This is a genomic window from Pseudomonas sp. LW8, assembly GCF_041956865.1.
Lineage (GTDB): Bacteria > Pseudomonadota > Gammaproteobacteria > Pseudomonadales > Pseudomonadaceae > Aquipseudomonas > Aquipseudomonas siliginis.
This window is the reverse complement of the sequence record NZ_CP168138.1, coordinates 4,947,854-4,959,170: the sequence shown is the minus strand read 5'-3', so window position 1 is coordinate 4,959,170 and position 11,317 is coordinate 4,947,854. Positions and strand designations below refer to the sequence as shown.

The window sequence follows — 11,317 nt, the reverse complement described above, 5'->3', positions numbered from 1 at the left end:
CGCCATTAGCCCATCCGTGCTAATTGCCCTTGGTTGTTCAGGCTCGCAAAATCGCCGCCTGAACAATAACAAGCCTTGTTGCCTGGCAGCTTGGCCCAAGGAACGGAACTGCCCATGACCTCTTTTTTCAAGCTCAAGAAGTTGATCTTCTTGTCGGCTGCGCTGCTGGCCGCCTCCAATCCGGCCATGGCCGAAGAGCCCAATCCGATTGGAGACTGGTGGATTATCTACGGCAACGGCGTGCCCCAGAAAAACATCATGTACGTCGCCGATGCCACCTCGGTCGTGCCTTCGCAGAAAACCAAAGGCGCGACCATGGTCGCAGTGACCCTGGTGTATGAAGAGCCGGGCAAACCGATGATCGACGTCTACAACCTCGAAGCCCAATGCTCTACGGGCAAGGTGCGTTTTATCAATGGCCAGTCCATCGAGCGCCTCGCCTACACCATGCGTCATCTGAAAGTTGCCAATCAATGGCAGACCCCCGAAGAGTTCTGGGTCCAGCAAGCGCTGAAGTTTGCCTGCGCCCCTGGCAGTCGCGCGAAAAACGACATGGCCGCCGTGGGCAAGATGGAATACCTGCAGATGATCGAGATGCTGCAGCAGATGTTCTTCAAGCTCGCGCCGATTCAGCAAAAGAGCCAGATGATGGACAACATCGACAGCCTGCTCGAACTGAAGAAATAAGCCGGGGCATCCAATGACTTACACACGTTTGTGGCTGGCAACCCTGGTGGCAGGATTGATATTGAGCGGTTGTGGCACTATCGCGCAGAGCCGCTGGGAAGGCCGCGATCTCCAGGAAGCACTGGACCTGTTCGGCACGCCTGATTCGATGAAAAAAGAAATCGGCCCAAATGGCGAACCCTTGGCCGTGCTGACCTGGTACAAGTCCGCGAGCTGGACCACCACCGAAGCGGCTGGCACTTCGATGACCCATACCGGCAACGGCATGGTGTACACCGAGCATTATCAGCAAGTTGGGCACAGTTCCGATTGCAAATTGCAGGCGAAGATCGATCAACAGAAGAAGATTGCACAGTTCCTGATCGAGGACGGGCGAATCCTGCATGGCAAGTGCCTGGGCGTCCGGTTTGTCCCCGGTTACATTCCGCCCGGCTTCTAAGGGCAGAGCGCTCAGGGCGCAGCGGGCAGGAGGAACCGCGCAATCACCGGCATGTGGTCGGAGATGCGCAAGGTATCGTCCTGTCGCACCTGGGCTTGCAGGCGTTTGAGCTTCGGGCTGTAGAACAGATAATCCACCGTGCGATCCGGGCCGTTGAGGCCGGGGTCGTTGGGGTAATGGGTCAGCCATTTGGCCCGGTCGATGCCGCCGGCTTCATTGTTGGTCGGGATCATCGGGTACTTGTCCCACAGCAGATGCAGTTCGCTGTCGGCAGAGTAGGGCGTGCGTCGCTCGACGGGCAGCCGTCGATACTGGCCCAGCGGCAACAGATTGAAATCGCCACCGATCAGCCAGGGCAGGCCCTGGCTTTCATACTTGTCGAGGATTTTGGCCACGGCAGCCACTTGCGCCTGCACGTTGCCGTCCGCCTGGCTGGCGCGCTGCAGATGAGTGTTGAACACGGTCAGTTGTCCGCCATCGCTGAGCGGCAGTTTGACTGCGAGCAAAGCGTCTTTGGGCTGGAACTGGCGGCTGATGAAGTTGCTCGGGGCGACGGGCAGTTGCAGGCGTTCGGCGTGTTCGATGCGATAGCGACTCAACGTCGCCAACTGGCGGCCGACGCTGCCGTAGATGTGGGGCTCGGGGACGAAATCGGCTTTCCAGTCGAAGGCGCTGGTGCTGCACGGGTACAGATCGGCGACACGTTCCTGCAACAGTTTGAGCTGGTTCTGGTAATCGCTGGCCTTGGCGCCGTCGTCGAGCTCCTGCAACAACACCACATCGGGTTGTTCGTCGCGGATCACCCGCGCCACTTCGTCGAGGCTGAAGGCCATGTCTTCGGCGGTCGGCGCTTCGTCGTCGCCCTGAGCCAGGTCATTCCAGAATACGTAGCGCTTGCCGGCGAGGAACTGCACGTTCCAGGTCATGACTCTCAGTGCTTGCCCGGGCACCAGCGTCGGCGCCGTGGTGCTGCAACGGACCGGCAGGGTTTCGCGGGCATCGGGGCGCCAGGTCAGGCTGAACAGCAGTACGCCGAACAGGACGACGGCAAGGATGACGAGGAGCAGGGTGTAGCGCAGCAGACGGGTCATGGCTCGGCTTATAGCGTTACAGAAAGTGGCCCCGAGCATACCTGACGGCAGCGGCGAAGCCCAAGCACGGCGCGGTCAGACCGCGCCGTTACGTTTGTCAGGCAATTCGCTGATCAGCATGAACAGGCGGAACAGCACCACACTGGTGAACAGTTGCAGAAAGCTGTGAGCGCTGTCGATCAGCCCGGCAATCAGCGGATTCTGCGGTTCGGGGTACACCGCCAGCGTCGCGCCCTTGAGCAACCACAACGGAGTCATCACGCAGAGAATGCACAGCAGGATGCGCCAGAAGTGCCCGCGCGTCAGGCGCAGACTTTCCTTCATTGCCTGCAACGGCCCGAGGCCGCGCAGCACCAGCAGGTATTCAGCGAAGGCGAGCATGACCATCAGCATCAGGCCCGGCAGGAAGTACAGCGACAGGCCCAGCAGAATCAGCAAGGTATTGAGCGCGGTCAGCACGGCGAAGCTTGGCCACAGGGTTGCGGCCATCGCCAGCAGGTCGCGGTTGCGCGGCGACTCGCCACGGCTGCGTGCATCGAGAAACAGGATCAGCGCGGCGGTGTACAGGGGATACACCAGCAGGCCGACGATGATGCTGACCCCGGCAAAGGTGTCCGGCCCGGTAGCGTGATCGACCGCCTGCTGCAAGAAAGCTTCGACAATCACCAGCGGCAGGCACAACTGCACGATGCTGCCCAGATGGCGTTTGAAAAAATACAAAGAGTCGCGCAGTACTTCGAGGGCATTCATCAGTCGGTATCGCAGGTCGAAAACAGTGGCTCACTTTAACCGATGCAACGCGGGCCGACACAAACGTAAACATTCGGTAAAGGTCATTGAAACGTTTTGTCACTGTCTCCATTACAGGAGAGCACCCCGCCCAGAGTGGGCGCGGGCACGTTATTACCGGCAATCTACGAGGTCGCCATGAACAGCGAAGAGCAAACCCTGATCGATGGACTGTTTTCCCGACTGCAACAGGCCGAGACGGAGGCAGCCCCGCGCGACGCCCAGGCCGAGGCGCGGATCAAGGAACACCTGACGCGCCAACCGGCGGCAGGTTATTTCATGACCCAGGCGATTCTGGTGCAAGAGGCCGCGCTGAAAAGCCTCGATGAGCAGAACAAGCAACTGACCCAGCAAGTCCAGCGCCTGCAGGCCGAGCTGCAATCGGCCAAGGCCCAGAGTGGCGCACCGGCAGCGAGCGGTAGCGGTGGCTTCCTGTCGAGCATTTTTGGTGGCGGCAATTCACGTCCGGCGCCGAGCCAGAGCGCAGCGCCGTCGTCCTCCGGCGGCTGGCGTGAACCGGCACCGCAGCAGAGCTATCAGACTCCGGCGCCGCAGCAGAACTTCGGCGCCGCGCCGCCCAACTATGCGCAGCAGGCAGCCCCGGCGGCGGGCAGCAGCTTCCTCGGCGGCGCGCTGAAAACCGCCGCTGGCGTGGCCGGTGGTGTGATGCTGGCGCAGGGCATCAGCAGCCTGTTCCACCACAATCAGCAACCGGAAGAAATCGTCGAGGTCATCAAGGAAGAACCGGCGCAGGTCGCCGATCAGAGCAACAACGGCTGGGGCGATGATCAGCGCGTGGCGGACAACGGCTTCTCGGGCAATGACCAGGGCGGTTTCAGCGACGCCGATTACAGCAGCGACAATTCGTCGTTCTTCGATGACGACGACTCTTTCGTCTGACATAGCCTTTCAAGGCTGACATCGACCCATGTGGCGAGGGGATTCATCCCCGCTGGGCTGCGCAGCAGCCCCGCTTTTCCTGATTGAAGCGAGGACTGCTGCGCGGCCCAGCGGGGCGGTGCGACGTTTCGCTAAATCCCCTCACCACAACACCGTTTGTCAGGGACACCTCGGCGCCAGCCGGTGATTATTCGCTGAATCTTTCTCTTGGCTGGCATACTGAGCGCCTTTTTCAGGCCTGATCGCCTGACCCCGCTTCGTGCGCTTGTGCGCCCACAGGAACTCCGGTGAAAAAAATCGCAGTGTTCGCCGATGTGCAGAACCTCTACTACACCGTGCGTCAGGCCTATGGTTGCCACTTCAACTACGCCGCATTGTGGGCGGACATCAGCAAGAACGGGCAGATCGTCGAGGCCTACGCCTACGCGATCGACCGTGGCGACAGCAAGCAGCAGCAGTTTCAGCAGATCCTGCGCAACCTCGGCTTCATCGTGAAGCTCAAGCCCTACATCCAGCGCAGCGACGGCTCGGCCAAGGGTGACTGGGACGTGGGCATTACCCTGGACATCATGGACGCCGCCGACCATGTCGACGAAGTGGTACTGGCCTCCGGTGACGGCGATTTCGACATGCTGCTCGAGCGCATCATCAACAAGCACGGCGTGCAAGCGGTGGCCTACGGCGTCCCCGGCCTGACCGCCAACTCGCTGATCCGCGCCGCCAGCCGTTACGTGCCGATCGAAGGCGCGCTGCTGCTCAAGAGCTGAGCTGAACAATAGATTTGAACGGAGTACACCCCGGTTTGGAACGCATTGCAGTCATCGACTTTGAAACCACCGGCCTGTCGCCGAACAGCAGCTGCCGCGCCACGGAAATCGCCGTGGTCATGCTGGAAAACGGCCGCATCGTCGAGCGTTACCAGAGCCTGATGAACGCCGGCGTGCGCGTCCCCGCGTTCATCGAGCAACTGACCGGCATCAGCAACGCCATGCTGCGCACCGCGCCGCCGGCCGAGCGGGTGATGGAAGAGGTCAACGAATTCGTCGGCTGCACGCCGTTGCTGGCGCACAACGCCTCGTTCGACCAGAAGTTCTGGGATTTCGAACTGGGGCGGATCAAACGCACACGCCTGCAGAATTTCGCCTGTTCACTGCTGCTGGCGCGGCGCCTGATGCCGGCGGCGCCGAATCACAAGCTCGGTACGCTCACCACGTTCGCGCAGTTGCCGCATACCGGCCAGGCTCACCGGGCCATGGCCGATGCCGAGATGGCCGCCAATCTGATGGCGCATTTGGCGGAAGAGTTGCGGGGCAAGCACGGGGTGCGCGAGTTGAATCACGACCTGCTGTGCAAATTGCAGAAAGTCCCCGCAGCGAAAGTTGGCGAGCATTTGCAGCGTTATCGCTGATCCCGGGTACTCCGACTGATCGTTCCCACGCTCTGCGTGGGAATGAAGCCCGGGACGCTCCGCGTCCCTTTCAAAGCCGAACGCAGAGCGTCCGTTGAGGCACTCCCACGCGGAGCGTGGGAACGATCCATGCGGTGTGTCATTCAACGCAACTGTGACTGATACACCGCTTTCGCGAGCAGGCTCGCTCCCACAAGGACCTTGTCGGTCTCAGTTGCTTTCATGCAAAAGTGTACCGGCGCTAAAAACAGGTTTTGTAACTTATTTTTGCTCGTGCGCCTTTCTAGAATAATCCATCCACCGAGCCTGACTGTCGAGCTGCCCATGCCTGCCTTGCGCCGTTTTTCCCTGCCGTTGATCGCTGCGTTTTTTGCGTTGTACGTGATTTGGGGATCGACCTATCTGGTGATTCGCATTGGCGTCGAATACTGGCCGCCGCTGTTGCTGGCCGGGGTGCGCTTCGTCATTGCCGGCAGCTTGATGTACGCCTGGCTGCGCTGGCGCGGTGCTCCTGCGCCGACCTGGGCGCAGTGGAAAGCGGCGGGGCTGGTCGGCATTCTGCTGCTCAGTTTTGGTAATGGCGCGGTCAGCGTGGCCGAGCACACTGGTGTGGCTTCCGGCGTTGCCGCGCTGGCGGTGGCGACGGTGCCACTGTTCACCTTGTTGTTCGGCTACTTCTGGGGCGCGCGCAATACGCGGCTGGAGTGGGCCGGTGTGGCGTTGGGGATTATTGGCATCGCCATGCTCAACATGGGGTCCAACCTGCAATCGAGCCCGCTCGGCGCGATGTTGCTGATCTTCGCGGCGGCGAGCTGGGCGTTCGGTTCGGTATGGAGCAAGCATCTGCCGCTGCCAGCAGGGGCGATGGCCAGTGCGGTGGAAATGCTCGTCGGCGGCGTGGTCTTGCTGATCGGCAGTGCGCTGAGTGGCGAGCACCTGCAAGCCATGCCGCCGCTCGAGGGTTGGCTGGCGCTGGCCTATCTGATCTTCTTTGGCTCGATCATCGCCTTCAATTCCTACATGTATCTGCTCAAACACGTGCGCCCAGCGGCGGCGACCAGTTATGCCTACGTCAACCCGGCGGTGGCGGTGTTGCTCGGTGTGGTGTTTGTCGGCGAGACCATCGGCATCGAAGAAGCGCTGGCGATGCTGGTGATCATCAGCGCTGTGCTGCTGATCAGCCTGCCGCAGTGGCGTCGACCGCCGCAGCTTCCGGTCGAAGAGGCGAAAGCCGTTCCGACGGAAGCGCGTACGAATTAGGGTAAACTGCGCGGCATTGCATCCCCGCGTCATTTTTTCCTACGGTACTCCCATGACTTTCGCCTCCCTTGGCCTGATCGAACCCTTGCTGCGCTCCCTCGAGACGCTCGGCTACCAGACCCCGACGCCGGTGCAGGCGCAAGCCATTCCGGCGGTGCTGGCCGGTCGCGACCTGATGGCAGCGGCCCAGACCGGCACCGGTAAAACTGCCGGTTTCGCTTTGCCGCTGTTGCAGTTGCTGACCATGGAAGGGCCGAAAGTCACCGCCAATTCGGCGCGTGCGCTGATTCTGGTGCCGACCCGCGAGCTGGCCGAGCAGGTCCACGAAGCCGTGCGCCAGTACGCGGAAAACCTGCCGTTGCGCACGTACGCGGTGTACGGCGGTGTCAGCATCAACCCGCAGATGATGAAGCTGCGCGGCGGCGTCGATGTGCTGGTCGCCACACCCGGCCGTTTGATCGACCTGTTCCGCCAGAACGCGCTGAAACTCGATCAACTGCAAACGCTGGTGCTGGATGAAGCCGACCGTATGCTCGACCTGGGCTTCTCCGAAGAACTGGCGAACATTTACCGCATGCTGCCGAAAAAGCGCCAGACCCTGCTGTTTTCCGCGACCTTCTCCGATGACATCCGCCTGCTCGCCGGGCAGATGCTCAATGATCCGCTGAGCGTCGAGGTCAGCCCGCGCAACGTCGCTGCCAACACGGTCAAGCAGTGGATCGTGACGGTGGACAAGAAGCGCAAGGCCGAACTGTTCGTGCACCTGATGCGCAAGAACAAGTGGAAGCAGGTGCTGGTGTTCGCCAAGACCCGCAACGGCGTCGATGCGCTGGTGGAAAAACTTCAGGGCCTCGGTGTGAATGCTGACGGCATCCATGGCGACAAACCGCAGGCCACGCGCCAGCGCGCGCTGGACCGTTTCAAGCTCAGCGAAGTGCAGATTCTGGTCGCGACCGACGTCGCCGCCCGTGGTCTGGACATCGAAGACCTGCCGCTGGTGGTCAACTTCGATCTGCCGATCGTCGCCGAGGATTACATTCACCGCATCGGCCGCACTGGCCGCGCGGGTGCCACCGGTGAGGCGATTTCGCTGGTGTGTGCCGATGAAGTGAACATGCTCTCGGCCATCGAAATGCTGACGCGGCAGAACCTGAAGCGCCAGAACGAGCCGGATTTCGAGCCCGAGCACCGCGTGCCGGACACCGATGCCAGCGGTCAGGTGATCAAGAAACCGAAAAAACCTAAGAAGCCGAAAGCATCGGGCGGTGGCGGTGGAAAACGCAATCTGGGCAAGTGGGTCGACAGCGGCGAGACCTCGGCACCGGAGCCATCGATCAAGCCGGTGCGCAAAGTGCCGGTGTTCAATACTGGGCCGCGCAAGCGCAAGCCGTGATTTGATGAAGCGTTTGTAAGGACGTCTTCGCGAGCAGGCTCGCTCCCACATTGGGGATGCGTTTCCCTGTAGGAGCTGCGGAACGCTGCGATCTTTTGATGTTGATGTTGATTTTTGAAGATCAAAAGATCGCAGCCTCGTTTCACTCGTCAGCTCCTACAGGGGTTTGTGCTTAAGCCACTGCACGATTCCCAGCCCAGCCGCCCGCCCACTGGCAAAACACCCGGTCAGCAAATACCCTCCGGTCGGCGCTTCCCAGTCGAGCATCTCGCCCGCACAAAACACCCCCGGCAGCGCCTTGAGCATCAAGCGCTCATCCATCGCTTCGAACCTTACGCCACCGGCACTGCTGATCGCTTCATCCAGCGGACGGGTTTTCACCAGTGTCAGCGGCAACGCTTTGATCGCTCGCGCCAGGAGCGCCGGATCGGCGAAGGTTTCGGCATCGGTCAGCTCGCGCAACAACGCTGCTTTAACCCCATCAATCCCCACCTGACTGTGCAGATGCTTGGCCATTGAGCGCGAGCCGCGTGGTTTGCTCAGCGCCGCCTGTAATTTATCCACAGGCCGGCCCGGCAGCAGGTCGATGTGGATAACCGCTGCGCCATAGCGATTGATTTCCTCACGAATCGGCGCCGACAGCGCATAGATCAGGCTGCCTTCAATGCCGGTCGCGGTGATCACGCATTCGCCCAAGCGCGGGATGTCGTCGTTCAAACCGATGGCAATGTTTTTCAGCGGCGCGCCGGCGAATTTGCTCACCATCAGCTCGCTCCAGGCCTGCACCTCGAAGCCGCAATTGCTTGGCTGCAACGGTGCCAGATCCACGCCGCGCTGCTCCAGCGGCAACATCCACGCGCCATCCGAGCCCAGGCGCGACCAACTGCCGCCGCCGAGGGCGAGCAGGGTGGCGTCGGGGTTTACGCTGATTTCGCCTTGCGGGCTGGCGATCCGCAGTGCACCGCTTGCGTCCCAGCCGAGCCAGCGATGGCGTGTGTGGATAACCACGCCACCGTCGCGCAGGCGCTTGAGCCAGGCGCGCAACAGCGGGGCGGCTTTCATGTCGGTGGGGAACACGCGGCCGGAGCTGCCGATGAAGGTTTCGATGCCCAGATCGTGAATCCACTGGCACAAGGCATCGGCATCGAATCCGCGTAGCAGCGGGGCGATCTGCGGTGCGCGTTCAGCGTAGCGGGAGAGGAATGCCGGGTAGGCTTCTGAGTGGGTGATGTTCATGCCGCCGACCCCGGCCAGCAGGAACTTGCGCCCGACCGAGGGCATGCCGTCGTACACGTCGACGCGGATTCCGGCCTGGCTCAGCACTTCGGCGGCCATCAGGCCTGCGGGGCCACCGCCGATGATAGCGACGTGGATGTTGGCGGGGGCGGAGTTCTGGGTCATGGCTATGCGCTGCGGTATGGCGGGACAAGGCGCGCATTCTAACAGCGCTGAACCCTGTGGGAGACCCCATGTGGGAGCGAGCCTGCTCGCGAACGCGGTCTGTCAGTCAATTAGATGTTGTGGGTGCTAAAGCTGTCGCGAGCAGGCTCGCTCCCACCGGGGCTGCGGTGTCTTTCGAGGCTGGTTAAAAAACAAACAGTGCGCTGGGCGCCTTGCCCAGCCTGGCCTGCAGTCCCTTTCACTCAGGTTATCCACAGGCAGTTCCACAGCGATTGTGGGTAACGCAGCACGTTTCAATGACAGCCGTGTGAATCCCAGACCCGTTGCGCGCTGTGATGGAGGATGCCGTGGCGGCGGGCGAGGGCGTGGCGATCCTTGCTGTAGCCGCCGCCGATCACCCCGACCACCGGGATGTCGCGGCCCAGGCAGTGGCGCATCACCCGTTCATCACGCTCGGCTACGCCCTCGTCGGTCAGCTGCAGATAACCGAGGGCATCGTCCTTGTGCACATCAACGCCAGCGTCGTAGAGCACCAGATCCGGTTGATACAGCGGCAACAGGTAATTGAGCGTGTCATCGACCACCTGCAGATAGTCGGCATCGCCCATACCTTTGGGCAGCGGAATGTCCCAGTCACTTTCTGCCTTGCGTGCGGGAAAATTCTTCTCGCAGTGCAGGGAAACGGTAATCGCCTCCGGCGTGTCATGCAGAATCCGCGCGGTGCCGTCGCCCTGATGCACGTCGCAATCGAAGATCAGTACGCGATTGACCCGGCCGCTCTGCAACAGGTACTGGCTGATGATCGCCAGGTCATTGAAGATGCAGAAGCCGGCAGGGTAATCGTAGTGAGCGTGATGGGTGCCGCCGGCCAGATGACAGGCCAGACCATGCTCAAGGGCTTGCTCTGCCGCGAGGATCGAACCGCCCACTGCACGCACGGTGCGTCGCGCCAGCGCTTCGTTCCACGGCAGGCCGAGGCGCCGTTGGTCTTCGCGGGACAACTCGCCGCTCATGTAGCGTTCGATATAGCTGCGGTCATGGGCGAGGGCGAGGATGTCGTTGGGGCAGATCTGCGGGCGCAGCAGGTCGGCGTCGCGGGTCAGGCCGCTGTCGACCAGGTGATCGCGCAACAGACGAAACTTGTCCATGGGGAAGCGGTGCTCCGCAGGAAACTCGGGGCTGTAGTCTTCGTGATAGATCAACGGCAAAGGCATGGCTTGTTTCGCGCAGAACCTGGGAAAGAATGAACGATCCTACCAGCGATGTAGACTCAACGGCATGGAAATGGAGGGGACGATGGAGCCGATACTGGAGCTGCAAAGCGCGCGCTTGTTGATGCGTCAATGGCAGGACGAGGATTTGCCGGCATTCGCCGCGATGTGCGCCGATCCGCAGGTGATGCGCTACTTTCCGGCACCGTTGACCCGGCTCGAAAGTGCCGCATTGATCGGCCGCGTGCGCGGACATTTTGCCGAGCACGGCTTTGGCCTGTGGGCGCTGGAGCGCAAGGACACGGGTGAATTCATCGGTTTCACCGGGTTGGGCGTGGTCGGCTTCGATGCGCCGTTTACCCCGGCGGTGGAAATCGGCTGGCGTCTGGCCAAGGAACACTGGGGCCTGGGTTACGCCAGCGAAGCTGCGTGGACCGCACTGCGCGCCGGTTTCGACCAGTTGAAGCTGGAGGAAATCGTCTCGTTTACCGCCGGGCAGAATGCGCAGTCGGAGAAGGTCATGCAGGCGATCGGCATGCATCACGATCCGCAGGATGATTTCGATCACCCCAAGCTTGCGCTCGATCACCCGTTGCGCCGCCATGTTCTGTATCGCATCAGCCGCGAACAATGGCTGCAAACCTTGCATGAATAAGCCGACACGGACGTTTACAATGGCCGCCATCGTATTTGGCCCGTGCCAGAACCTGAATCGTCCGCCGCAGCCAAGACTGCGCG

At 61.5% G+C, this 11,317-nt stretch carries 12 protein-coding genes; 8 read left to right on the top strand and 4 right to left on the bottom strand.

Annotated elements, in window-relative coordinates; genetic code table 11:
- The first annotated feature begins 114 nt into the window (after positions 1-114).
- Positions 115-687 (top strand): hypothetical protein, encoded by a 573-nt coding sequence (locus tag AB9L16_RS22440; RefSeq protein ID WP_375122725.1) that lies wholly within the window; start codon positions 115-117, stop codon positions 685-687.
- A gap of 13 nt (positions 688-700) precedes the next feature.
- Positions 701-1,126 (top strand): hypothetical protein, encoded by a 426-nt coding sequence (locus AB9L16_RS22435; protein ID WP_095181885.1) that lies wholly within the window; start codon positions 701-703, stop codon positions 1,124-1,126.
- An 11-nt stretch (positions 1,127-1,137) separates the two neighbouring features.
- On the opposite strand, the gene AB9L16_RS22430 is transcribed toward AB9L16_RS22435, so the two are convergent.
- Both AB9L16_RS22430 and AB9L16_RS22425 read right to left on the bottom strand, forming a co-directional pair.
- Positions 1,138-2,217 carry an endonuclease/exonuclease/phosphatase family protein gene (locus AB9L16_RS22430; protein WP_375122724.1) on the bottom strand — a complete coding sequence of 360 codons (1,080 nt, stop codon included), beginning with the start codon at positions 2,215-2,217 and terminating at the stop codon, positions 1,138-1,140.
- A 75-nt stretch (positions 2,218-2,292) separates the two neighbouring features.
- The gene (locus AB9L16_RS22425) at positions 2,293-2,967 is read right to left on the bottom strand and encodes a YciC family protein (protein WP_375122723.1); all 675 of its coding nucleotides are present in this window, start codon (positions 2,965-2,967) and stop codon (positions 2,293-2,295) included.
- A gap of 177 nt (positions 2,968-3,144) precedes the next feature.
- Here AB9L16_RS22425 and AB9L16_RS22420 point away from each other — a divergent pair, with 177 nt between their 5' ends.
- The 5 genes from AB9L16_RS22420 to AB9L16_RS22400 all read left to right on the top strand — a co-directional run bounded on the left by AB9L16_RS22420 (position 3,145) and on the right by AB9L16_RS22400 (position 7,967).
- Positions 3,145-3,906 carry a DUF2076 domain-containing protein gene (locus AB9L16_RS22420; RefSeq protein WP_375122722.1) on the top strand — a complete coding sequence of 254 codons (762 nt, stop codon included), beginning with the start codon at positions 3,145-3,147 and terminating at the stop codon, positions 3,904-3,906.
- Between the two features lie 287 nt (positions 3,907-4,193).
- Complete coding sequence (locus AB9L16_RS22415) at positions 4,194-4,673, top strand: NYN domain-containing protein (RefSeq protein WP_095181882.1); 480 nt, start codon at positions 4,194-4,196, stop codon at positions 4,671-4,673.
- Positions 4,674-4,708: 35 nt separating this feature from the next.
- Positions 4,709-5,314, top strand: a complete 606-nt coding sequence (locus tag AB9L16_RS22410) for a PolC-type DNA polymerase III (RefSeq protein WP_095181881.1) — start codon at positions 4,709-4,711, stop codon at positions 5,312-5,314.
- Between the two features lie 324 nt (positions 5,315-5,638).
- Positions 5,639-6,574 carry a drug/metabolite exporter YedA gene (gene yedA / locus AB9L16_RS22405; RefSeq protein ID WP_375122721.1) on the top strand — a complete coding sequence of 312 codons (936 nt, stop codon included), beginning with the start codon at positions 5,639-5,641 and terminating at the stop codon, positions 6,572-6,574.
- Between the two features lie 52 nt (positions 6,575-6,626).
- Positions 6,627-7,967, top strand: coding sequence for a DEAD/DEAH box helicase (locus AB9L16_RS22400; RefSeq protein WP_041477749.1), 1,341 nt, complete (start codon positions 6,627-6,629; stop codon positions 7,965-7,967).
- Between the two features lie 156 nt (positions 7,968-8,123).
- Here the strand turns inward: AB9L16_RS22400 and AB9L16_RS22395 are convergent, their stop codons facing one another.
- Both AB9L16_RS22395 and AB9L16_RS22390 read right to left on the bottom strand, forming a co-directional pair.
- Positions 8,124-9,368: a TIGR03862 family flavoprotein gene (locus AB9L16_RS22395; protein ID WP_375122720.1), complete on the bottom strand. Its 1,245-nt coding sequence runs from the start codon at positions 9,366-9,368 to the stop codon at positions 8,124-8,126.
- Positions 9,369-9,661: 293 nt separating this feature from the next.
- Positions 9,662-10,582, bottom strand: a complete 921-nt coding sequence (locus AB9L16_RS22390) for a histone deacetylase (RefSeq protein WP_056790583.1) — start codon at positions 10,580-10,582, stop codon at positions 9,662-9,664.
- Between the two features lie 82 nt (positions 10,583-10,664).
- Here AB9L16_RS22390 and AB9L16_RS22385 point away from each other — a divergent pair, with 82 nt between their 5' ends.
- Positions 10,665-11,234, top strand: a complete 570-nt coding sequence (locus tag AB9L16_RS22385; RefSeq protein ID WP_024014420.1) for a GNAT family N-acetyltransferase — start codon at positions 10,665-10,667, stop codon at positions 11,232-11,234.
- Positions 11,235-11,317 lie beyond the last annotated feature (83 nt).

Bases quoted from the DNA above. Each gene is read 5' to 3' on its own strand.
- AB9L16_RS22440 (WP_375122725.1), top strand. From the start codon at position 115: ATGACCTCTTTTTTCAAGCTCAAGAAGTTGATCTTCTTGTCGGCTGCG.
- AB9L16_RS22435 (WP_095181885.1), top strand. From the start codon at position 701: ATGACTTACACACGTTTGTGGCTGGCAACCCTGGTGGCAGGATTGATA.
- AB9L16_RS22430 (WP_375122724.1), bottom strand. From the start codon at position 2,217: ATGACCCGTCTGCTGCGCTACACCCTGCTCCTCGTCATCCTTGCCGTC.
- AB9L16_RS22425 (WP_375122723.1), bottom strand. From the start codon at position 2,967: ATGAATGCCCTCGAAGTACTGCGCGACTCTTTGTATTTTTTCAAACGC.
- AB9L16_RS22420 (WP_375122722.1), top strand. From the start codon at position 3,145: ATGAACAGCGAAGAGCAAACCCTGATCGATGGACTGTTTTCCCGACTG.
- yedA (WP_375122721.1), top strand. From the start codon at position 5,639: ATGCCTGCCTTGCGCCGTTTTTCCCTGCCGTTGATCGCTGCGTTTTTT.
- AB9L16_RS22400 (WP_041477749.1), top strand. From the start codon at position 6,627: ATGACTTTCGCCTCCCTTGGCCTGATCGAACCCTTGCTGCGCTCCCTC.
- AB9L16_RS22395 (WP_375122720.1), bottom strand. From the start codon at position 9,368: ATGACCCAGAACTCCGCCCCCGCCAACATCCACGTCGCTATCATCGGC.
- AB9L16_RS22390 (WP_056790583.1), bottom strand. From the start codon at position 10,582: ATGCCTTTGCCGTTGATCTATCACGAAGACTACAGCCCCGAGTTTCCT.
- AB9L16_RS22385 (WP_024014420.1), top strand. From the start codon at position 10,665: ATGGAGCCGATACTGGAGCTGCAAAGCGCGCGCTTGTTGATGCGTCAA.